At 51.5% G+C, this 20,961-nt stretch carries 17 protein-coding genes and 1 pseudogene; 11 read left to right on the top strand and 7 right to left on the bottom strand.

Features of this window, described 5'->3' with window-relative positions; genetic code table 11:
* The 5 genes and pseudogenes from F459_RS24180 to gpmA all read left to right on the top strand — a co-directional run.
* Positions 1-252: pseudogene (locus F459_RS24180) on the top strand (hypothetical protein); the annotation flags it as partial.
* Positions 253-329: 77 nt separating this feature from the next.
* Entirely contained in the window at positions 330-674 is a 345-nt protein-coding gene (locus F459_RS0117560) for a DRTGG domain-containing protein (RefSeq protein WP_020614023.1), read from the top strand.
* A gap of 19 nt (positions 675-693) precedes the next feature.
* A complete protein-coding gene (locus F459_RS0117565; RefSeq protein ID WP_020614024.1) occupies positions 694-1,110 on the top strand; it encodes an ATP-binding protein in 417 nt (138 codons plus the stop codon).
* A gap of 6 nt (positions 1,111-1,116) precedes the next feature.
* Entirely contained in the window at positions 1,117-2,460 is a 1,344-nt protein-coding gene (locus tag F459_RS0117570) for a [Fe-Fe] hydrogenase large subunit C-terminal domain-containing protein (protein WP_020614025.1), read from the top strand.
* A 242-nt stretch (positions 2,461-2,702) separates the two neighbouring features.
* On the top strand, positions 2,703-3,452 hold the full coding sequence (gene gpmA / locus F459_RS0117575; protein ID WP_020614026.1) for a 2,3-diphosphoglycerate-dependent phosphoglycerate mutase: 750 nt from the start codon (positions 2,703-2,705) through the stop codon (positions 3,450-3,452).
* A 14-nt stretch (positions 3,453-3,466) separates the two neighbouring features.
* Here the strand turns inward: gpmA and F459_RS0117580 are convergent, their stop codons facing one another.
* The 3 genes from F459_RS0117580 to F459_RS0117590 are packed head-to-tail and all read right to left on the bottom strand — an operon-like array spanning position 3,467 to position 10,005.
* The gene (locus F459_RS0117580; protein ID WP_020614027.1) at positions 3,467-4,822 is read right to left on the bottom strand and encodes an MATE family efflux transporter; all 1,356 of its coding nucleotides are present in this window, start codon (positions 4,820-4,822) and stop codon (positions 3,467-3,469) included.
* Positions 4,819-7,788, bottom strand: coding sequence for an insulinase family protein (locus tag F459_RS0117585; RefSeq protein ID WP_020614028.1), 2,970 nt, complete (start codon positions 7,786-7,788; stop codon positions 4,819-4,821). Before F459_RS0117585 ends, F459_RS0117580 begins: the two co-directional genes overlap by 4 nt.
* 18 nt (positions 7,789-7,806) lie before the next feature.
* Positions 7,807-10,005 (bottom strand): Tex family protein, encoded by a 2,199-nt coding sequence (locus F459_RS0117590; RefSeq protein WP_020614029.1) that lies wholly within the window; start codon positions 10,003-10,005, stop codon positions 7,807-7,809.
* Positions 10,006-10,292: 287 nt separating this feature from the next.
* Between F459_RS0117590 and F459_RS0117595 the strand changes: the two genes are divergently transcribed.
* The 4 genes from F459_RS0117595 to F459_RS0117610 all read left to right on the top strand — a co-directional run bounded on the left by F459_RS0117595 (position 10,293) and on the right by F459_RS0117610 (position 13,587).
* The gene (locus F459_RS0117595) at positions 10,293-11,267 is read left to right on the top strand and encodes an EF-P lysine aminoacylase GenX (RefSeq protein ID WP_026295089.1); all 975 of its coding nucleotides are present in this window, start codon (positions 10,293-10,295) and stop codon (positions 11,265-11,267) included.
* 61 nt (positions 11,268-11,328) lie between these two features.
* Entirely contained in the window at positions 11,329-11,892 is a 564-nt protein-coding gene (efp, locus tag F459_RS0117600) for an elongation factor P (RefSeq protein WP_020614031.1), read from the top strand.
* Positions 11,870-13,123, top strand: a complete 1,254-nt coding sequence (locus tag F459_RS0117605) for a methyltransferase (RefSeq protein WP_020614032.1) — start codon at positions 11,870-11,872, stop codon at positions 13,121-13,123. Before efp ends, F459_RS0117605 begins: the two co-directional genes overlap by 23 nt.
* Before the next feature lie 47 nt (positions 13,124-13,170).
* Positions 13,171-13,587: an RrF2 family transcriptional regulator gene (locus F459_RS0117610; protein WP_026295090.1), complete on the top strand. Its 417-nt coding sequence runs from the start codon at positions 13,171-13,173 to the stop codon at positions 13,585-13,587.
* Here F459_RS0117610 and F459_RS0117615 read toward each other — a convergent pair.
* The gene (locus F459_RS0117615) at positions 13,544-14,698 is read right to left on the bottom strand and encodes a mechanosensitive ion channel family protein (RefSeq protein ID WP_020614034.1); all 1,155 of its coding nucleotides are present in this window, start codon (positions 14,696-14,698) and stop codon (positions 13,544-13,546) included. The genes F459_RS0117610 and F459_RS0117615 overlap by 44 nt on opposite strands.
* The gene (locus F459_RS0117620) at positions 14,691-16,496 is read right to left on the bottom strand and encodes a PAS domain S-box protein (RefSeq protein ID WP_020614035.1); all 1,806 of its coding nucleotides are present in this window, start codon (positions 16,494-16,496) and stop codon (positions 14,691-14,693) included. Before F459_RS0117620 ends, F459_RS0117615 begins: the two co-directional genes overlap by 8 nt.
* A 111-nt stretch (positions 16,497-16,607) precedes the next feature.
* Here F459_RS0117620 and F459_RS0117625 point away from each other — a divergent pair, with 111 nt between their 5' ends.
* The gene (locus tag F459_RS0117625) at positions 16,608-17,639 is read left to right on the top strand and encodes an OmpA family protein (protein ID WP_020614036.1); all 1,032 of its coding nucleotides are present in this window, start codon (positions 16,608-16,610) and stop codon (positions 17,637-17,639) included.
* A gap of 7 nt (positions 17,640-17,646) precedes the next feature.
* Here F459_RS0117625 and F459_RS0117630 read toward each other — a convergent pair whose 3' ends face one another.
* The gene (locus tag F459_RS0117630; RefSeq protein WP_020614037.1) at positions 17,647-18,741 is read right to left on the bottom strand and encodes a KamA family radical SAM protein; all 1,095 of its coding nucleotides are present in this window, start codon (positions 18,739-18,741) and stop codon (positions 17,647-17,649) included.
* Between the two features lie 109 nt (positions 18,742-18,850).
* On the opposite strand from F459_RS0117630, the gene F459_RS0117635 reads away from it, so the two are divergent.
* Positions 18,851-20,164 (top strand): MFS transporter, encoded by a 1,314-nt coding sequence (locus tag F459_RS0117635; RefSeq protein WP_020614038.1) that lies wholly within the window; start codon positions 18,851-18,853, stop codon positions 20,162-20,164.
* A 71-nt stretch (positions 20,165-20,235) separates the two neighbouring features.
* On the opposite strand, the gene F459_RS0117640 is transcribed toward F459_RS0117635, so the two are convergent.
* Positions 20,236-20,952: an SPOR domain-containing protein gene (locus F459_RS0117640; RefSeq protein ID WP_020614039.1), complete on the bottom strand. Its 717-nt coding sequence runs from the start codon at positions 20,950-20,952 to the stop codon at positions 20,236-20,238.
* Between the last annotated feature and the right edge of the window lie 9 nt (positions 20,953-20,961).

Consider the following 20,961-nt stretch of genomic DNA (forward strand, 5'->3'; position numbering starts at 1 on the left):
CGGTATTATCACAACTTTATGAAGCCCTATCGGATTGGAGGGAAGGATGAGAAGCGGGGACTGACACATGGGATAGTGGCTGGTATAGAGGGGAATCGGATAGCATCCGAGCTGAGGAGTCTGTATACCAGGCGGAGGTTTTTCCTACGGAACCAGCCCATGAATCGGAGTGGAAGGGAGCTGTGGGTCAGGTGTATTCCTACGGCTTTACGGTGGATGATTGACTATCTGCCTTCTTATGCATGGGCTTAAGGGTAAAGGAATCACCACGATTCCGAACAGTAGAAAAACATTCCCCTTTCCTCACTTTCTCTGATATGATAAGGACAATGAAACTTACAGAAATAATCGATTTGGTTGAGGGGAAAGTGCTTTGCGAATGCGGGGACCTCGGCAGAGAGATCGAATCGGCCTTTTCCTCGGACCTAATGAGTGATGTACTTACGCTTTTGACCGACAATATGCTGCTTATCACCGGCCTAACCAATATTCAAGCGATCAGGACGGCAGAAATGGCCGATATTGCCCAAATTCTGTTTGTTCGCGACAAACAGCCAACGGCAAAAATGATAGAACTGGCATCGGAAACAGGTATCTGTCTCATTACAACTCGCTTCTCTATGTTCCGAGCCAGCGGTATCCTTTTCGGGCATGGTCTGCCTGCGGTCTACTAATCGGGAGGCAGCTTGAGTTATGCAATTTCAGTACGAACTCGTCGCAGGCGATTTTACCAAGGCGGGCTACGCTTCCAGCGATTTGAAAAAAAAAATGAAACAGCTCAATATTCCGACCAGTGCTATGAAGCGAGCGGTGGTGGCACTCTTTGAGGCAGAAGTAAACGTCGTAGCCCACTCGTTTGGCGGGACACTCACCGCAGATATTTTTAAGGATAAGATCCATGTACTCGTTGCCGACCAGGGACCAGGAATTCCGGATATTGAACTGGCAATGAGTGAGGGTTACTCAACGGCGAGCGATGAAGTCCGGGAGATGGGCTACGGAGCAGGAATGGGATTACCAAACATCAAAAATAACTGTGACAGTCTCGACGTACGAAGTGCCTCAGGATGCCCCACCGAGGTTGAGTTCACCATCAATTTCGGGACATAGAGAAAGATGCAAAAGAGTTCTTTCCATCATGCCCTCAAGATTGTTGAGGCAAAATGCATCGGTTGTACCCACTGTATGCTCACCTGCCCTACCGAAGCGATCAGGGTATTTGGGGGTAAGGCCCACGTTGATCCGAATCGCTGCGTCGACTGCGGTAATTGTATGTCGGTCTGCCCCGTAGATGCCATTGTGATCGAGCAGGATGACTTCGACCAAATTTATACCTATTCACACCGTATTGCAGTGGTACCTTCGGTAATGATCGGGCAATTCTCCGAAGAAATCCCCGAACAGCAGATCTTCAGTATCCTCATCGACATGGGCTTTACCGATGTGTATGAAGCGGAAACGGGTATTGATCTGCTTTATAAGATTTCTGGCCGCTTTTCCACCTATGCCGGGCAAAAACCGGTTATCAGCAGTTTCTGTCCGGCCATCATTCGCCTCATTCAGGTCCGATTTCCATCCTTGGTTGGGCAGATAAATCTTCTCAAGCCGCCACTCGATATTACCGCCGCGTACATCAGAAAAAAACTGACAGAAGAAGGGGCAAATCCTCATGAGATAGGCATTTTCTACGTCACTCCTTGTGCTGCCAAGATTGCGGCGATAAAGAGACCAATCGGAGAACCCCGAAGTGCCTTTGACGGTGTCATCAATATGGATTTCCTCTATAACCTTATCCACAGAAATCTTGTAAAGCAGAAAAATCGGAAGGATTGCACCGTACCGCCACCAAGGAGGCTTTCTTCTGCTGCAGTACTCTGGAGCCTGACCACTGGAGAGGCCCAGCAAATCCCGGGAAGAACCCTGGCAGTCGACGGTATTCATAATGTCATGGCGTTTCTGGAAAAGTTGGAAAACGAAGAGATCTCCGGGATAGATTTTCTTGAACTAAGAGCCTGCGATGAAGGCTGCGCCGGAGGGATCCTCGGCTCGGGAAACCGGTTCCTCACTGCGGAGCGGCTCCGCCATCGTGCCGAACAACTTTCGCCCGTATCGGATTATTGCGGGGAAGCCATCTCGGAAGAAATAGCCGATTTTTTGCGTGATACTATCAAGCTGGAAACCGTAGAACCCCGCTCCATCATGAAACTTGACGATGACGTGGCTAAGGCCATGGAAATCATGGATACCGCCACCCACATTTTAGAAGCACTGCCCATGGTCGACTGTGGTCTCTGCGGTTCACCTAACTGTGAAGCCTTTGCCCGTGACGTGGCTCAGGGAAAGGCAAGTCCTCAGCGTTGTGTCTTTCTTCAGAGACGTCAGGAAAACCTTGATCCCACTATGGTCAAAAAAAATCTTTCAACCTTGAAAAAGATCTGGGGAAGAGAGAAGGTGGAGTAGGCTTCTCTTTGTATAGTGTTCGGAATCCTGGTGGTTGCATGCTGTCTTTCCCGGAAAAATCCTTAAGTTTTCAGGATTGCTTGATCTTATGTATCTATATTCTTGTAATTGGCGGCAAGGAAAAAATTTAGATATTCCTAACCACCACGATTCCGAACACTACTTTCTCTTTGCGATTGGACTTTCTTCTCCTGCATGCCTATGTTTGTATAGAATAGCATAAGCCCAGAAAGGAGGTATCTATGGGACCCCTTCAATTAGTCCTTATCCGTCATGGTGAAAGCCAATGGAATAAAGAAAACAGGTTTACCGGTTGGGTCGATGTACCCTTATCGGAAAAGGGAAGAGAGGAGGCACAAGCGGGTGGCAGGTTATTGCGCGAGGAAGGCTTTGTCTTCGATAAGGCCTACACCTCCGTTCTGAAGCGTGCCATCAAGACCCTCTGGATCGTCCTCGAAGAGATGGATCTCATGTGGGTTCCCGTCGTTCGGGCATGGGAACTGAATGAGCGCCACTACGGGGGATTACAGGGGCTGAACAAATCGGAGACGGCAAAAAAGTATGGAGAAGAACAGGTTCTGATCTGGCGACGCAGTTATGACACCCCACCTCCCGAATTGACAAAAGAGAGCGAATACTACCCGGGAAGGGATCCTAAATATCGGGGCCTCTCGGAAGAACAGATACCCTTAACCGAAAGCCTCAAAATCACCATAGAGAGGGTCGTACCCTACTGGGAAAAGGTGATTGCCCCCGAACTGAAGGCGGGAAAGCGACTCTTGATAGCGGCCCATGGCAATAGTCTGCGAGCATTGGTAAAATACCTTGACGGTATTTCGAATGAAGAGATCACAAGACTCAACATTCCAACCGGAGTTCCGTTGGTCTACGAGCTGGATAAGGACTTAGCACCAATCCGTCACTACTATCTGGGAGACCAAGAGGCTATTCAGGCCAAAATGGCTGCAGTGGCAAATCAGGGCAAAAAATAATCACTTTGCGCCGTTTAACGCTTTTCTCCCTGGGCCTCCAGGCGACGTTGTCGTCGAAGTTCCAGTCCGAATAGGATGGTGCCGATAACAACAACGAAGATGTCGGAAACCGGAGTTGCAAGCCAAACCCCGGCAAGGCCGAGAACTCTGGGAAGAAGAAGGATAACGGGAATAAAAAAGAGACTCATTCTGCTCACAACCAGGAAAGCAGCGGGAATGCTTCGTCCTATGGCCTGAAAAAAGGTGATCACCAAAAGCATATAGCCGTAAACAGGGAAATCACACAAATAGAGGCGAATAACAGAAACTCCGGCTTCAAGAACATCGGAATCGATGATGAACCAGCCCAGAGGAACCCGCGGAAATAGCTGAATAAGCAGCCATATCACAAGGGTGATAATCGTAGAATAGAAGGAAAAAAGAGCGAAGGCCCTGGCAAGTCTTTTGTATGTGCCGGCTCCGTAATTCATACCGGCTAATGGTTGGAAACCTTGGCAAATTCCCCAAATCGGCACAAAAATGAAGTTGAGAATCTTAATAACCGCCCCGATGATGATCAGCTCCTGCTCCGTTCCATACGAGGCAACACTTTTTAGAACGAAAACGATCTGGATGACCGTCATGATCGGCAGGGCCATACCGGAAAAACCGACTCGAAGCATCTCAAATAGATGCCCGGTGAAAGCGATATGGCTTTTCCTTAACGTAATGGCCCCGTTTGCTTTGCCAAAATAGAAAAAACTAACGCAGCACATCACTCCCTGGCTAATCACGGTTGCGCTCGCAGCACCCGCGATCCCCCAGCCGAAAACTCCCAAAAAAAGCGCGTCGAGGATGATATTAAGGATGGTACCAGAAAGCATGATTCGCATGGCCTGCCTCATCCGTCCCTCGGCACGGATGAGAATATTGGCACTGGAAGCGAAATTGAAAAAAAAGGAGCCAAGTACCAGGATTCTGAGGTATATAACCCCAAGACGATGTATCTCTCCGGTCGCACCGAGAAAGGCAACAATCGATTCGGCCGCCAGGAGACCGAAAAGGATCATCGCGCCTGAAAGAATCAGATTGGCAAGCAGCAGATTGCCGAAAAGGGCATCGATCGTCTTCTGGTCCTTTCGACCGATTGCTCTGCTGAGCATGGAAGCGGCCCCGACACCGATGAGACTGAATATCCCGTTGTTGATTAGAGAAAAAGGATAGACAACGCCGACTGCTCCTAAGGCAGCGGGTCCGACCCACTGCCCCACAAAGATGCCGTCGACGAATTGATACAAACCGAGAGAGAGTAAACTCACAATGGCGGGAAAGGAGAGTCGGACAAAGAGTCTGCTTATTCCGCCGTTGAGAATACGGTCGCTGCTGTTCATCCAGGAAGCCTTGTGCGCCGTGTTCCAAGACCGGTAAACCGATCCTCGGCCTTGCTTACCGCGGCATCACCGCCGAGTACAACCAAATGCGAAGAATCAAGGGCCGAGAGAAGAGAGGCTGCCGCAAGAGAAACAGCCTCGACGGTAGAGGCACGCATGGTATCGCGTTTGCTCTGCCTTAGTCTGTCAGTCAAACCGTAGAGAATACGTCGGAAGCCAATCATGCTTTTCTCGCCTGGAGATTGGGGGCGGGTCTCTTTACCGACGAGGGTGATGATTGCCTTTTCAAGCTCGGCCTGATCCACCCCTTCTTCGGCAACGATGCGGAGTCCCTCGCGAAAGGCATCAACGGTTGAAAGGATATGGGGGTCTCGATAACTGGAGAGACCGAAAATGCCCTCAATACCGTTGGCAAAGGCTCCGGCACCGTATGCTCCACCTCTCATTCTGATCCTCTCCCAAAGAAAGGTCGTTTTCAGCAGCTGGGCAAGAATAAGCTGATGGCTATGGGCTGCCGAATCGATTGTCGCCGCAGGAAATACCAAGGCCACAAAGTTAACAGAAGCGGGAACGATAAGGGCCTCTTCACAACACGACGAGGCTTCTCCCATAAGGCTTGCCAGAGAAAGGTGGGGAGAAGTGAAAGCAGCAGCATCTCCCTGAGGAAAGGCCCCCAAGGCCTCCCTCATCAGCGCCTCCGCCTCGGGTAGAAAGGCCCCGTCAGCGGTTATATTGCACAAAAGGCGGTTTTTCACCAACAGTGAACTGCGGAGACGTTCCATGAATGATAGTGCCCCGGGGAATCCCGCCTCTCCTTTTTTCACGAGCCCGTCGAGAAAGAGAAGTTGCTCAACACCACGCCACAACTCGTTTGTTGCAAGCGAAGGTGAAAAGCCTGCGGCGGCCCGCATGGTGGCTACGCTGTTTCCGGAAGGAACGATATCAGAGACGACATCGTTGCGCATTTCCAGCAAAACATCTTTTAGCCGCTGCGTATCGGTAAGGACTCCCTGCAATAGAATGGAAACGGCAAGATTCAGAGCAAGACGGCCATTCTCTTCCAGCGCCTTGAGACGAAACACCAGGTAGTTGCGATAGACTCCGGCCTCACCGATTACAGGGCTCGACTCAAGAAAGGAATAGAATCCGCCGGTATCCTTGAAAAGGCGGTGAGCGACCTGATCGTAGCTCATATCGGGAAGTGCTGTATGAAGGAGCAGTCGGGTCAGCAGGGGCAGATAAAGCAGTTCCTCACGGCTGAGCCCGGCGAGATCAAAGACAAAATCGGCATAGAGAATCCCATTGGTGAAAAAGTTATGGGAAAAACATCGGACTCCTTCGAGAAGACCGTCAGAGGTCTCGATCCTATCTACCTCGGCAGGCACATCCTGCATGGAAAGGGTGGGAATGGTGGCCAGGGCCTCGGAGGAATCGGGTTTATCCTGGAAGGCGCGAAGACGACGATTCTTCTCTTCGATGGCGGCAAGGCCATCTTGATTTTTACCTTCCACCAAGGTATGAGCAAGCTCGTCGAGCTCTTGTTCAATCTTTGTCTCATGCTCGGCATCGGGGGTCACTATGACGGTCGCGCGATGGTTATTACTCAGAAATCGATCGCGGAGTAGATCTTCAAAAAAATGAGGATCCGCAGCAACCCGCTCCTTCAAGCGCTTCATAGGCACAGCAAAGGCAAGGGAGGTTCCCGGATCTTCGCCGTGTAACCACCCCCTGAAAAGCTTCCCCATGAGACGCAGGCCGAAGGGATAGCCACCCTTTATTTCCCGCTGCCGAAACTCCACCCGCGTCATAGCCCCTTCGACCGCTTCCCGGGATAATCCCTGGTCGACAAAGTTTTGGAAACACTTCGTTACAAGATCTTCCAGCGCCCCGGTTTGCCGGGGATCGATGCCCCGCAGGCCAACGGCGAAAATCAACTCTTTAAGATCCGTTTCAAGACCGCTAACAGGGGAGATATCTTCTCCAAGCCGGGAATCGACCATGGCCTTGTAAAGGGGGGACCCCACATGCCCGATCAGAATCTCCGAGAGAACCTCAAGAGCCAGTACCTCGTCGGGCTTCGATATCTCGCCGACAATCCAACTCAGAACAACAGAAGACCTGTTTGTATTTTCATCTCCGTCAGCCGGACTGGTAAAGGAAAACCGTCGGGGACCGTTCCAGCGGGGCTGCATCGGAATATCAGATGCCTTCTTCCCCATGGTAAACCGGGAAAGAAAACGATCCTGAAGGAACTCGAGCTGCTGCTCTGTATCGATATCGCCGTAGAGAAAAATCCGACAATTGGAAGGGTGATAGGCCCGGCGATGAAAATCGCGAAAGGCTTCGTAACTCAGCTTGGGAATCGATAAGGGATCTCCTCCGGAATCGTAGTGGTAGGGGGTATCGGGGAAAAGGGATCGGTAGGACCACTCCCCGACAATAGAATCGTGATTCGAATAGGCACCTTTCATCTCGTTGAAAACAATGCCGGTTACCCCGTAGCGCCCTTCTTCGTCGGCCTCGAGGCGATGGCCTTCCTGACGAAAAACATCCTCCGACAGGGTGGGAAAAAAGACCGCATCACCATAGACAGCCATCAAATTGAAATAATCTTTGGCCACAGGAGAGGCCGCAGGATAGACCGTCTTATCGGGATAGGTCATGGCATTGAGAAAGGTGTTCATGCTTCCCCGCATAAGGGCGAGAAAGGGGTCCTTCACAGGATAGCGTGCCGACCCGGAAAGCACAGAGTGTTCTATGATATGAGGAACTCCGGTATCGTCAAAAGGAGGCGTTTTAAAGGCAAAAGAAAAGAGATTCTCACTGTCGTCGCAGTTGAGGTGGTAAAGATCGAGACCTGTGGCATCATGGCAAAACCGGTAACCGGTTCCTCGGTACTCGCTTTGATCATCCACACCAATAAGAGTAAAACCGTGTAATGTGTCGCCTACATGTAATGTTTTCATTGCTCCTCCAGTATAAGCCTATTCTCTTTTCATGGACAATCCGATCCTACGCCTCTCAAGATCGACGGAAATAACCTTGACCTGTACCTGCTGCTTGAGCCGGACTACTTCCGCAGGATCCTTTACAAAATGATCGGCGAGATGGCTGATATGAACAAGACCATCCTGATGAACGCCAATATCGACAAAGGCGCCGAAGGAGGTAATGTTGGTAACAATACCGGGAAGAACCATCCCCTCCCGAAGGTCCTCGGGGCTTCTAACGCCTTCGTCAAACGAGAAAAGCTCAAAGGGGCTTCTCGGATCCCGGCCAGGCTTTTCGAGCTCGGCCATGATATCACGCAGAGTGGCCATCCCGGTATGTTCATCCATATAGGAAGTAAGGTCGATAGTCGATCGTGCCTTATTGTCGTCACCAATCAAATCGCCAACGGAGACTCCGACAGTGGCGGCCATCTTTTCAACCAAGGCGTAACGCTCGGGGTGAACGGCAGATGCGTCCAAAGGATTATTCGCTCCCCGAATTCGAAGGAAGCCGGCGGCCTGCTCGTATGCCTTCGGGCCGAGACCCGGGACCGAAAGCAGCTGACTGCGACTTTGAAAGGGACCGTTGCCGTTGCGGAAGGCGATGAGAGAGGATGCAAGCTTTTCTCCGATCCCACTGACATAGGATAATAGCCGTACCGAAGCGCTGTTCAGCTCGACTCCGACGTTATTTACACAGCTCTCTACGGTTTGATCCAGGGCCTTTTTCAGTGCCTTCTGATCGACATCGTGCTGATACTGGCCGACCCCGATCGATTTGGGATCGATCTTCACCAATTCGGCGAGGGGATCCTGCAAGCGCCGTCCGATGGAGACTGCTCCCCGGACCGTGACATCCTGGTCAGGAAATTCTTCCCTTGCAAGGGGCGAGGCGCTGTAAACCGATGCACCGCTCTCATCCACACTCACCACGCTAACGGAAGCCGGAAGCCCGGCCTCCTTCAGAAAGTCGACGCTCTCACGGCCGCCGGTCCCGTTGCCCACAGCCACGGCCTCGATATCGTACTGCGCAATCAACTCAAGAACTCTGCGGGCAGCCCCCGCCTTTTGATTCTGAGGTGGTAAGGGGTAGATGACATCATGCTCCAAGAGCTCTCCTCCTGCGGAGATCACCGCAAGCTTACATCCCGTTCGAAGGCCGGGATCAAGGGCCAAAACGGACCGGGGACCAAGAGGAGGCTGGAGCAAAAGCTCCCGCAGATTTTCTCCGAAACGAAGGATCGACTCCTCTTCGGCCCGGGCCACCAAAACTGATTTTAATTCGGTTTCCATAGAAGGGGCCAAAAGTCTGGAGTAGGCATCCTCGGCCGCCGAAGAAACCTGTTTTGCAGCCTCTCCGTGCAACGGGGTATGAGGCCCTTCCGAGGCTTCAAGGGAAGATGGGACGCCCCCTACCCGCATGGAAAGATGCTTAACAGAAAGAAGGGCCTCCTCTTCGGAAGGCAGGAGGTGCCAACGTAAAAAGCCCAAGGCTGCGCCACGGCGAACAGCAAGGACCCTGTGTCCGGCAACGCCCTTCACAGCTTCGTTCCAGTCGAAATAGTCACGAAACCGTGCAGAACCTTTCGGATCTTCCTCGCACCTCTTCTTCACGGAGATAGCAGAAAACATGGCCTTTCGAGCAAAAAGCTCACGAAGGCAAGCCCTCACCGCCGCCGACTCCGAGATAGTCTCGGCAATGATATCCCGGGCACCTCCGAGAGCATCCCCGACACTCGTAATACCCTTATCCGGATCAATAAAATCGGCGGCAGCAGCATCTACATCATCACAGCGTCCGGAAACAAGAAGCTCCGCAAGAGGTTCAAGCCCGGCTTCCCTGGCCGTTGAGGCTCGAGTCTTCCGTTTGGGACGGAAAGGAAGGTAGAGATCCTCAAGCTCGGAAAGGGTCGTTGCCTGGCAAAGAGCCTTCTCCAAGTCGGCGCTTAAAAGATCGCGCTCTTTCAAACTGTCAAGAATAGACTCCCGCCGTTTCCAGAGCGCCGCTGTCTTTTCCTTTGCCTCGAGTATCCCTCTGATCTCCTCCTCATCAAGTTCGCCCGTTGCCTCTTTGCGATAACGGGCAATGAAAGGAACCGTCGCTCCCGAAGCCGAGAGTTCAATAACGGCCCGAACTCCTCGCTCCGGCAGCCCTGTTTCGAGAGTCACGGCCCGTATCAACGCATCGTCCATCTGCCTCCTCCTTAAGACACAATCCAGCGACAATAGGAGAGTAGCATAGCCTCTGGGGAGAAAACAGGGAAGAGCCGATCTGTATAAAGTAATTTTGTAGTGTTCCGAATCCTGGTGGTATCCATACCCTTTTGCCGGTAAAATCCTTATTTTTATGTCGGCACCGATTTTTTTCCATAGTTTTGCTTTCAATTGACTGCGAGGAAACGAATTGTGGCCCTTTAACCACCAGGATTCGGAACAGTAGACACCTATCACATCCCCCCCCAATAGGATAGAATCAGCCCATGCAAAGAGAGATGATCCTCTTTCGGTCCCGTCTCAACAGGGCCATACGGAATTTTTTCGAATCGAAAGGCTTTCTTGAAGTTGAAACCCCGCAGCTTTCTCCGACAGTCATTCCCGAGGCCCATATCGAACTTTTCGCCACCCGATTTTTCAGCGACAGGTTCGGGGAACGGGAACTCTACCTCCTGCCGAGCCCCGAACTTCACATGAAGCGGCTCATTGCCGAGGGATCGGGAAGTATTTTCCAAATCTGTAAGAGTTTTCGAAATGATGAGCAGATGAGCAGTTACCACAATCCTGAATTTTCCATGCTGGAGTGGTATACGGTTCCGGGAAGCAGCGAAGAAAATATTGCCATGACCGAAGAACTCTTTTCCTGTTTGGGCGAAACGCTCCACAGAGACGGTGAATACCTGAGCCCCCCTTTTCGTAGGATGACCATGGCGGAGGCTTTCGACCGTTTTGCAGGTATCGATCTCGAGAAAGGGCTCAGCCTTTCCGGCCTGAGAAAACAGGCACAAGCCGCGGGTATCGATCTCAGAGACAAACAAGAAAGCTGGGAAGAGCTCTTTCACCGCATCTTCCTCACGCAGGTTGAGCCGGAACTTCCGGCCGATCGCCCCCTCGTCCTGGAACGCTACCCTGCGGCGGTCGAGGCCCTTGCCGAAAGGATTCCGGGAACAGGCTGGCTCGACCGCTGGGAATTGTACGTCAAGGGAACAGAGCTGGCCAACTGTTATGCCGAAGAGCGTTCGCAAAAGCGGGTGAAAAGTTTCTTTCACAGCCAATCCGCCCAGAAAGCGCAATCGAGCCGTGTGGTGCCGGATATTGATCCGGGGTATCCACAAATCTTTCAAAACTTTCCGAAGTGCAGTGGGGTGGCCCTGGGAATGGATCGTCTGGCCATGCTTTTTTCAGGAGCAGCCACCATAGAGGGGGTGATTTTGTTTCCTTTTTCTGATATGCTTCGCTAAACTGAATATATTGGCCTTAAGGCCGTCAGCATGAAACTCATTAACATCGAGGTAAAGATAGATGATAAAAGCTGGATCAATCGATAAAGGAACCGCACTGCTGATCAAGGGGACACCCTATGTCGTTGTCGAGCGGGAATTCGTCAATCCCGGAAAGGGATCGGCCTTTGTACGACTCAAGCTAAAAAGCCCCTCCACAGGGCAGGTTCTGAGAGAGACCTACAAGACACAGGATTCGGTGGAGGATATCGTTGTTTCCGATAAGGATTGTCAGTATCTCTATGCCGATAATGATGCCTATCATTTCATGGATCTGGAAACCTATGACCAGTTCGAAGTACCCATGCAGGGCTTCGAGGATTACAAGCTTCTGATGAAGGACGGCGAAACCTACAACATCGTCTTTTGGGAAGACAAGCCCCTGGATATCAAGATTCCCTTTAAGGTGGTCTACGAGGTAACAGAGGCCCAGGAAGCGGTAAAGGGTGATACCGTCACCGGAGCAACGAAGATGGTAACTGTTGAGACGGGACTTCAGGTTAAGGTTCCGATTTTCATTAAGCAGGGCGAACGGATCATGATCAATACGGAAACGAAAGAGTATGTCGAACGGGTCAACCAGTAACCTGTTACGATTTTACTCACACAAGGAGGTCGCGTTCCGCTATAACGGATGCGGCCTCTCCTTTTTTCTCAGCCACGGCTTGTTCAGCAGCTATACAATAGATGCCGGCTCCTCCCTCCTCTTAAAACTTATTGCGCAAAATAAAGTTGCAGAGGGGAAGCGATCGCTTATCGACATTGGCTGCGGAGCAGGAGTCATCGGGCTTAGCATCAAAAAGCGGCATCCGGAAATTGACGCCACGCTGCAGGATCGCGACGCCCTTGCCGTTGCATTTTCACAGGCCGCCGCCCGGCGAAACGGGCTGTTGTCCAAAGGGACCGAAGAGTCTCCAAATTTGAGATTTGCAGGGGCTCTGGCCTTCGAAGGCCAGGAAGGACGCCAATTCGATCTCATCGTGTCGAACTGGCCGGCAAAGGCCGGTATTCCGGTGCTGAAAGAGTTCTTTTTTCTTGCCGCCGCTTCAGCGACAGAGAAGGGAGAGCTGGCTGTGGTAGTGGTACGCCCCCTCAAGGAACAGGCACTCGCTTTCGCCATAGAGGCAGGCTGGAACGTCAAGGTTACTGAAACCACGGCAAATCACTGTGCTTTTCTTGCCTCTCTGTCCGCGGAAGCCCCAAAGCAGCATAGCCCCTCCTTTTCTCTTTCTCCCTACCTCCGGGGAATCTTCAAAGGCAAAGGCTACCGATTGGAAAGCGTTTACGATCTCCCGGGGTTCGACACCTTGGCATTTCACCACATGTTGTTCGCCTCGGAAGTAGCCAAAGTCGTTACGTGTCTGGTTCCCGAGCAGGGAACAACACTTATACGAAATCCTGGCCAGGGACATATTCCACTTATTCTTGCAGCAGAAGCAAAAAAACAGGAACGAAAGCTGTCCCTCCCCATTCGGCTTGCCTCAAGAGACCGATTACAGCTTTTGACAAGCGGCAGGAACCTGCAGAAAGCCGGGATACCGCATATCATCGAGCACGATGCCTCTCCAATCTTGGACACAGCGAATGAAGAAACAAAGGCGTCTCTGGCCATCATGGATATCGACTATGTTCCCGGCAGTGATATTTGCAAAGAGTCTTGGCTCTGGGCCGATCAACAGTTGTTGCCAACAGGCCTCGTCCTATTTCTCGGCAAGAGTGCTCTTATAGGCCGAATAGCAGATGGGGCCCAGGGGTTCTCCCTTATTCATACGAAAAAATACAAAGGGTATCGCCTTTTGCTTTTCTCGAAGAATTGATAGCCATTATCTATTGTTTTTGTACATTTCATGCTATATTCGTATACATGAGGATAACAACCAAAGGCCGCTACGCAATCCGGGCGGTTCTTCGGCTGGCACAAGCAGAAGAGCACCGCCCTATTCCTATACGCATTCTCGCCGCACAGGAAGGGATTTCTCCGGAATTTCTTGAACAGATTTTCTTTCGGCTTAGGAAAAGTGGTATCATTAATTCAACGAGGGGGCCAGGTGGCGGTTTTCGGCTCGTGAAAGAGGTTGACGGACTCACCCTCATGGAAATATTCGATGCTGTGGAAGAGGGTTTCTTTCTCTCCCCCTGTACTCAGGATGGTGAACACTGCGACAGAGAAGAACGCTGTCTGGTCCATGGTCTTTGGGAACATACCTACGAAATGCTACGATCCTATTTTGGTGCCATCACGATTGCCGATGTGATGGCAAATCGTTATCCCCATCTTTAAGGTGAAGGTCCAGTTGAGGAAAGGGGATCTCTATTCCCTTGGTTTTACATGCCTTCCAAATCTCCATATTGATCCAGTGATGGGCGGCATATTTATCGTGTACGTCTCTTATCCAGGTAAAGACGGCAAAATTGATACTTGAACTCCCGAACTCCTTCAGCCTGACGGCAGGAGCTTTATCCTTTCTTCGAAAAGGACAGGGGATTGTGGCCGATTCGAGCATCTCAACGACCCGTTCCACATCCGAACGATAGGAAACACCAATATCGTTCCGTATTAAAACACTCTTGTCGTCATAGGTATTGTTATAGACGGTATTGGAAACCAGTTGACTATTGGGAACAATAATAGTCTCGTTCATGAGTGTGCTGATGACCGTAGAGATAATACGAATCTGAACGACCGATCCCTCGTTTCCCTCTACGATAATGAAATCCCCCTCTTTTATCGGTCTGGTGATGATGATCACAACACCGGCAAAAAAATTGGCAACTACATTTTGCAGGCCGAAACCAAGGCCGAGACCGAGCACACCGAAGATGACGGTCAGGGCCGACAGGTTAATACCGATGACCGAAAGGCCAATCAGCAAAACGATAAACATGACCGAGTAGCGCAATAGATTTGCAAGAGAGAACTGTTTTGCTTCATCAATACCGATGCGGCGCAGGAAGGATTGATTCATCATTCCTTTCGAAATTCTTCCCGCCCAGCTGGCAAGATAGAACACAGGGATCGTAAGGATGATGGTAACAAAGCTGATGCTGGTGTCTCCCGACTTGATCAGCGGTTGATTTAGTGCACTGTAGAAAAGTCGCCAGTATTCGAAGAGCTTGGCACCAAAAAGCCTGCTGATAAGGCCGATAATGAGAAAAAGGTAGATAAGACGCAGGATCAGACGGTACCAGTGACCAATCTTTTCTTTCATCTCGTCTTGTATCTTCAGTGTGAAAAGAAGTTTCCTTCCGCCGCGTAGCAAGAGGCGGTAGATAACAAATGCACAGACAAGGGGAAGGACAAAGGCGAGCAGAAGGTGCAATGGGGTAAAGGGAAACGATATGGCGCCAAGGGCAAGGGGCTTATTGAAAAAAGCGATAAGCAGGTCAGGCAAGATCAACTTCCTTCTGTTTATGTTTTCCTTCAAGGAGATCATACATGGTTTCGGGGTTTTCTTCAAATTCGAAAAAACGCTTTATACGAGCGAAAACCTGGTGGTTCTCCATAAAGGCATCCACGATCTCCGGATCAAATTGTTTGCCGCGTTCCCCTGCGATAATCTCCACGGCCTTTTCGTGGCTATAGGCCTCTTTGTAGGGACGTTTGCTGGTAAGAGCATCGTAGACATCGGCGATGGAAACAATTCTTGCCGAAAGAGGGATACCCTCCCCACTAAGTCCCTCCGGATAGCCACTGCCATCCCAGCGTTCATGATGATAGTAGGCAATCTCTTTACCCATGGTGAGAAAACTGGTCTTTGTAAGCTGTTTATCAACAACCTCCAAAGCCTCGCCTCCAAGCCTGGAATGAGCCTTAATCTGTTCATACTCATCCGGGTTAAAGCGTCCGGGTTTCAGCAGGATGGAATCGGAAATTCCCACCTTCCCGACATCGTGAAGAATGGAAGAAAGCGAAAGATCTTCAAGATAGTCGTCGGTTATATAGGCCGCATATTTGGGCAGTCTTCGAAGGGTTTGGGCCATGATTCTCGTAAATTCGCGAATACGCTCAAGATGAGCACCGGTATCTTTGTCTCGGTATTCGGTAAGCTTGGCAAAGCCGATGATGGCTGCCGACTGGGTGTCTTTGAGCTCATGAAGGGAATCCCTTAGTTTCTGCTCCAGATGAACACGCTCGGTCAAATCTTTTTCGGCCATGGAATAGGCGATAACGGTTCCCGTCGAATCTACAATGGAAGTGAAACTTGCATAGGTGTAGATGACCGCTCCATCTTTCCGACGACGTTTCACCTCGCTCTCAACATAACTCCCTTCATTATACTGAATCAGGGCAACCAGCTTTGCAAAGGCGTCGTTGCCCCGATCGACCCTAAGCAAATCGTCGTAATGTTGGCCGACCATCTCTTCCCAATGGTAGCCGTAGGTTCGTTCTGCGGCGGTATTGAGATTAAGAATGGTTCCTTCGGGGTCAAAAATGATGATTCCGGAAAGGATGGTATCAAAGAGAATGGTAAAATTTCGTTCCGATATCTTGAGCCTGGATTCAAGATTCCGAAGATAGGTGACATCTTTCCATTGAGTGGCATAGCCGGTCACGTTTCCCGACTGGTCCTTGATGATCCAGCTGGTATCAAGTACCCGTTTGATTGCACGATTGTTGTTATAGAGGTGAGTCTCCAGATTAAAAACCGTCCCAGCCTCAAGCAATCTGCGCTGCTTATCCTCAAGTTCATCCTGGTAAACGTACACCTCGCGCAAATCGGAAGGTGCGTCTTCTTCGTGGTACTCAAGAAGCTCGGCAAAAGCGGGATTTGAGGTTTCGACCCGGCCGTTCATGCGTGCGGTAAACATTGCATCACCGATCGTTCGAAAGAGTTGCTCATACTCCTGCTCCACCGCTTGATTGTTGCTGCCGTCGACCAGTTCTCTCAGGATAATCAAAAAATAAAAGCCGTTGTCCGTGGTAAGGCGTGTACTTTTAACACTGAAACCGCGCGTAGGTTCGTCGAACCGAAATCCTGTACCCGAAAGATGAACACTAAAAGAGGTCTCTTCAGGATGTTCCAAACCGATATTCTTAAGAAACGAATGATGCCCCGAAAGAATTTCGTCGGCACGAAGGCCAAACATTCTCGAAAAAACATCGTTAAAAAAAAGAAGTTCACTCTTCTCGTCAATGATGAGGATTCCGTCGGAAACTTCTTCAATTATGCTCAGCAGTACCGTATCCACTCCAACAGTTATACACCTTCGTGCCTGACGGGTCAAATAGTTCCGGGAAACGACGCGGCAGGGGAAAAGGGCTTGCCAGATCGATAGCAGCCTGCGAGAATAAAAGAAGCCATGAAGAAAGAAATCGCCTATATCGCAATTGAAATAGAAAACACCACGCTTACCCGCTGTATGGATTTAAAGGATGGTAAGCAGTCTCATACCCTGCAGTTGACAACGATGGTCGACAATCAGAGGAGAGCACTCGTCACCATCTTTCTGTGCGAAGGGTCCACGAAGCAGCTTCTGAAACAGTTTGATTTGACCCATCTTCGGCCGAAGCCGGCAGGCCCCCCCCGCTTCTTTCTCACCTGCCTGTACGACGGCGATAGCCTGCTCACTATTCGGCTCAAGGTGGACGGGAAAGAGTATGCCGCAGAACGCGTCGACCTAAGCCGCTTTATCAGGCGGAAACGACCGATGCTTCTGCTGATTCCGGTGTTCCTGCTGCTTGCGGCTGCTGCGGTATTGCTTATTCCCCGAACGTGTACCACCCGGAAGAATAAGGACCGTACGGTAACGGCATCCGTTTCTGCAGAAGAAAGCAGACACAGCGAGAAATCCTCTCCGGCGGCAACGGGGAAGATGACGCAAGAATCTTCAGAGACTATCGAAACACAGCAAAGCCCTGCAAAACCATCGCCTCAAGCTTCATCCCCCCCCCCTACTTCGCCCCCGCAGGAGCAGCCTCAGGAGCAAAGAAAGATAGCCGAGCAGGAGCCAACGGCCCCGGTAACGGCTTCCGCACTTCGGTCCGTCGAACAAAGACTCGTCATTTATTTTCATCCCAACGATTCGAAGCTCACCGCCGAGGCCCAAACCCAGCTCCGCGTCTTCGGCCGGCAACTCAGGGAGTGGAACAGTATCGATGTCGTGAGTATCGAAGGTCACTGCGCTCTGCTTGGCACCGAAAAGGGGAGGATAGAGCTCTCGCGGGAACGTGCCGAAAAGAGTGCCGCCTTTCTCGAAACGATCGGGATCCCCGCGCAAGAAGTTTCCTCGCAATGGTTTGCCGGCGAAAGGCCCGCCACCCGGGACCCTGACAAACAGGAGCTGAACCGACGGGTTGAAATTTCGGCGAAAGGGAAAGAAGAGCGGCAATAGCCGAAGCTTAATCCTCGACGGGATAGGGCCAGAGTCTATTGTCAGGACCGGGAAGCAATGCCTCTCTCTCCTCCACCCGGAGAACCGGATCAAGGGGAATAGAAACCTTTCCTCCGCCGCCGGGCAGGTCAACGGCATAGACCGGTGTGGCGAGCCCCGACATGCACTGCCGCAATGAGCGCATAATCGACACGCCTTTGAGGATCGGGGCCCGGAGATGCGATGTGCCGGCCGCAAGGTCCCCCTGAAACAGGTAGTAGGGAATAACCCTGGCGGCAAGCAAAACCCCGCTCAGGGCCTTCAGGGTTTCACGGTCATCATTCACCCCACGCAGCAAAACCGACTGATTGAGAATCGGGATTCCTGAATCCGCAAGCCTCGCAAGGGCCTCGACAGCCGGAGGAGAGATTTCATCGGGATGGTTAAACTGGCACACGACGAAAAGCGGTGCCCTGCGACCAAATTCCCGGGCCAACACAGGCGTTATCCGTGAGGGAAGCACCGCCGGCATCCTCGTACCGATACGAAGGATGAGATCGGGCCTGTGCTTACGAAAAAGATCGATAAGCCGAAAAAGGGTTCCATCGGGAAGCATCAGGGGATCACCACCGGAGAGAAGGAGTTCCCGGATCTCCGGCCGTTTTTCAAGATAACAGGCGGCATCCTGGGCCGCCTCAAAAAGCGAACGCCGGTCCTTTCGATTCTTTACCTCACGGTCTCCCTGACCAGCGCCACCGGTAAAATGGCGACGAAAGCAGTGTCGACAATAGAGGGCACAGCGATCGGAGGCCAAAAAAAGGGCCCTGTCTTCGTAACGATGGATCAAACGGGGAAGCGGGCTATACTCCTGTTCACAAAGGGGATCGGCAGACTCATAGGAAAGAAAGCGGAACTCCTCTTTCCTGGGAATAGCCTGCCGACGCAGGGGTGATGCCGGATCATCGCCCATAAGGGACAGATAGTGTCGTGTCAGGGCAAAGGGAAGGCGCCGCTCCTCTTCGGAGTCAAACCAGGCCCGTTCCTCATCCTCAAGATGAAGGAACCTCTCCAGCTCATCCAGATTCGTTACCCGCTCTTTCAGTTCCCGTTGCCAGCTCTCCATGTTTCCTTTGTACCATGGAACTGTCCTCATCGGGAAGTGATTGACGCAAGGAGGAGGGCAGACTAAGCTCTATCCATTCCATAATACACCAAAAAGGCAAGGAGCGATGATGAAGAAAAAAGAGGGAATGAGACAGTACTACGGTATAACCTTTTTGATCGGCCTTGGTTTCTTTACCATGGGACTTATGGATCCGCTGTACGATACCTATGTTCCAATGTTCCTATCCAACTTTATCTCCATGGACAGCATCGTCGGCACCGTCATGGGACTCGACAACCTTTTCGCTCTCTTGCTTATCCCTATTGTTTCGGCCCTCTCGGATAGAACGCGGACCCCTATTGGAAGAAGAATGCCATATATCATCGTCACGCTTCCTGCAACGGCGCTCTTTTTCGGCCTCCTCCCCTACTCCGCTCTTACCAGTTTGGTGGCGCTGATTCTGGCCATCTTTTTCCTCAACCTTTTCAAACAAGCCGCCAGGGGGCCGGTGGTGGCCCTTATGCCGGATATGATTCCCGGTGAATATCGCTCGGAGGCGAACGGTGTTATTAATACCATGGGGGGAATTGCGGCCATCGTCGGCACCGTTGGACTGGCAAAGCTCTACGATCTGAACGTTACACTTCCCTTGTTCGGAGCAACGATACGGCCAGGCGGAGCAGGGAGCTACATAGGAACCCTTCCCTTTCTGCTTTCCGCCCTTTTGGTTCTCCTTGCGGTCCTTCTGCTTTTCCTTTTTGTCAAGGAAAAGCAGGTTGCCCAGGAACACGAGCAGGAAGAGAAAGTCCCGATATGGAAAAGCTTGCACATGATCATCGGGGCACAAGATAAGAGTGCCCTTTTCATCCTTGTCAGCCTTCTGCTCTGGTTTATCGGTTACCAGGGGGTGCTTCCCTGGATCGGCATCTATTCCCGTGAATTCCTCGGCCTGAAGCCGGGGACGGCGGCCCTTTCTGCCGGGATGGTGGGAATCGCCTATGCTATCTTCGCCATTCCCTCGGGGATTCTGGCTCATCGAATAGGCAGGAAACGAGCAATACGGGGATCCCTCTTCTCCCTCACCCTCGTTACGGTATTACTTTTCTTTCATCATCCCGTGGCATCCGGAATCCTCGGCTTAACAGGCATGCCGCTGGTACTTAGTTTCTGGCTGCTGCTTTTTCTTTTCGGCATATTTTGGGTCACGGTGGTTACCAACAGCTTTCCGATGCTCTGGCAGATGGCGTCATACGGAACCATGGGAATATACACCGGGCTCTATTATTTTTTCTCGCAATCCGCCGGTATCATCGCACCGGGATTTTCCGGTGCGATGAGGGACCTCTTTGGAGATCGCAGCATGTTTCTTACCGCTTCCTGCTGCATGTTTGCCGCTTTTCTTGTAATGGGGCTGGTACGAAAAGGTGAGGCGGAAGAGTAGCCGTCCATACACGAAAAAGGGCTGCCTTTTGCCTGGCAGCCCCATTTACCGGTATGATGCATGATATCATGCTATTCGGTGACGGTTTTTGTGACCCGGACCTGGCTGATGTAGCTTTCCTTAAAAGGTTCCACATCCTTAACCCAGCGCAGAAATTTTTCCGCTTCTTCCTTCCCGGCATAGGGGCCTAGGCGGAGACGATAATACTCTCTGCCGTCGACCTCCTTTGTGGTAAGACGCCCGGTAAACCCCTTATCTGCAAGAAGCTTGTTCGCTTCCTCGGCCCCGCTTCTGCTTTGGAAAGATCCCGCCTGGATCCAATACTCCAAGACCGATACGGTACGCCGAACCGGTGTCGGTGTCCGGGGCGGCTCACTTCGAGGGGCAGTGGAAGGAGGAGTAGAAACCGATTCACTCTGCCTTTTGGGAGCGGGAGTAAGTACTGGTTCGGGGCTTTTGCCCGTCCCGGCATCAACAGAAACTGTCGATGAGTCCTTTTCCCCATACACAATGACAAACTCATCACTGCCGTCTCCGGCCTTCTCATCGCCGGAGGCCTCAGGAGGCGCCTCTTCCAAACCAGGATACTCGGAGTCATCACTTCGTACCCATTCAATCGGATCCTTTATCGGGCCAGCCGCCGAAGAGGCCGCTTCGGCGGAACCGTCGCCTGCGGCAACGGGAACATCATTCCCCTTCGGGAAAAACCAGATAAATCCGGTCCCCACCAACACCAGGAGAAAGAGCGTCACCGAAAAAAGTATCCACACTATCTTCTTTTGTTCCATCGTTATTCC

This window comes from Sediminispirochaeta bajacaliforniensis DSM 16054, assembly GCF_000378205.1.
Lineage (GTDB): Bacteria > Spirochaetota > Spirochaetia > DSM-16054 > Sediminispirochaetaceae > Sediminispirochaeta > Sediminispirochaeta bajacaliforniensis.

What these genes read in the sequence shown, in the direction of transcription:
- F459_RS0117585 (WP_020614028.1), bottom strand. Translation starts at nt 7,788, where the DNA reads ATGAAAACATTACATGTAGGCGACACATTACACGGTTTTACTCTTATT.
- F459_RS0117605 (WP_020614032.1), top strand. Translation starts at nt 11,870, where the DNA reads ATGTCGAACGGGTCAACCAGTAACCTGTTACGATTTTACTCACACAAG.
- F459_RS0117590 (WP_020614029.1), bottom strand. Translation starts at nt 10,005, where the DNA reads ATGGACGATGCGTTGATACGGGCCGTGACTCTCGAAACAGGGCTGCCG.
- F459_RS0117635 (WP_020614038.1), top strand. Translation starts at nt 18,851, where the DNA reads ATGAAGAAAAAAGAGGGAATGAGACAGTACTACGGTATAACCTTTTTG.
- efp (WP_020614031.1), top strand. Translation starts at nt 11,329, where the DNA reads ATGATAAAAGCTGGATCAATCGATAAAGGAACCGCACTGCTGATCAAG.
- F459_RS0117625 (WP_020614036.1), top strand. Translation starts at nt 16,608, where the DNA reads ATGAAGAAAGAAATCGCCTATATCGCAATTGAAATAGAAAACACCACG.
- F459_RS0117565 (WP_020614024.1), top strand. Translation starts at nt 694, where the DNA reads ATGCAATTTCAGTACGAACTCGTCGCAGGCGATTTTACCAAGGCGGGC.
- F459_RS0117570 (WP_020614025.1), top strand. Translation starts at nt 1,117, where the DNA reads ATGCAAAAGAGTTCTTTCCATCATGCCCTCAAGATTGTTGAGGCAAAA.
- F459_RS0117560 (WP_020614023.1), top strand. Translation starts at nt 330, where the DNA reads ATGAAACTTACAGAAATAATCGATTTGGTTGAGGGGAAAGTGCTTTGC.
- F459_RS0117640 (WP_020614039.1), bottom strand. Translation starts at nt 20,952, where the DNA reads ATGGAACAAAAGAAGATAGTGTGGATACTTTTTTCGGTGACGCTCTTT.
- F459_RS0117610 (WP_026295090.1), top strand. Translation starts at nt 13,171, where the DNA reads ATGAGGATAACAACCAAAGGCCGCTACGCAATCCGGGCGGTTCTTCGG.
- F459_RS0117580 (WP_020614027.1), bottom strand. Translation starts at nt 4,822, where the DNA reads ATGAACAGCAGCGACCGTATTCTCAACGGCGGAATAAGCAGACTCTTT.
- gpmA (WP_020614026.1), top strand. Translation starts at nt 2,703, where the DNA reads ATGGGACCCCTTCAATTAGTCCTTATCCGTCATGGTGAAAGCCAATGG.
- F459_RS0117595 (WP_026295089.1), top strand. Translation starts at nt 10,293, where the DNA reads ATGCAAAGAGAGATGATCCTCTTTCGGTCCCGTCTCAACAGGGCCATA.
- F459_RS0117630 (WP_020614037.1), bottom strand. Translation starts at nt 18,741, where the DNA reads ATGGAGAGCTGGCAACGGGAACTGAAAGAGCGGGTAACGAATCTGGAT.